The sequence below is a fragment of the Dietzia sp. IBK-p2-16D genome (genome assembly GCF_057773085.1).
Window position 1 is genome coordinate 1 of sequence record NZ_JBYMTL010000045.1, and the last position, 466, is coordinate 466.

The following is a 466-nucleotide window of genomic DNA, read 5'->3' on the forward strand; positions in this document are numbered from 1 at the left end:
GGCATTCGTTGGTTGGTTTGGTGTAGGTCATTTGTTCCTTAATGCAGAGCCACCCTTACGGCCAGCTTCTCTGCGTTTTTCAGGAGTCATTGCTGCAAAACCACCTCCTCTAGATTTCAGTCCTCCGAGTCTACCAATCCTAACGTAGAACAAGGGGTCTGCTAGGAGGTTGGTATCTGCTACTTTAACTCCCCACTTACGTTGCCAGTCCTTACCGTAACGCTTCTCCATTGTGTACTTCCGCTTCTCAGCAGAAGTCATATCCTAGTACTTCATATCTTTCGAACCATGCCACAATTTAAACACCTCATAAACTCCTTTCCTTTAATCCAAATACGTTGTTCTTCTAGGTGAGGGCAGGACAGATAATCTTCTCTATCTTCTTGCCACGTCATGAGTGTAACTCCCTAGTATTAAAGAGTCCTTCAAGTTTCGGTTCTTGTGCCATTATCAAACGAGCGTAACG

At 44.8% G+C, this 466-nt stretch carries 1 protein-coding gene; it reads right to left on the reverse strand.

Annotation, left to right across the window (positions count from 1 at the left end; all coding sequences use genetic code 11):
- Positions 1-27: 27 nt before the first annotated feature.
- Positions 28-261 (reverse strand): con-10 family general stress protein, encoded by a 234-nt coding sequence (locus AC3DE3_RS17260; RefSeq protein WP_488370848.1) that lies wholly within the window; start codon positions 259-261, stop codon positions 28-30.
- Between the last annotated feature and the right edge of the window lie 205 nt (positions 262-466).

Excerpts from the sequence above, each read along its gene's own strand:
- AC3DE3_RS17260 (WP_488370848.1), bottom strand. The coding sequence starts at position 261 with ATGACTTCTGCTGAGAAGCGGAAGTACACAATGGAGAAGCGTTACGGT.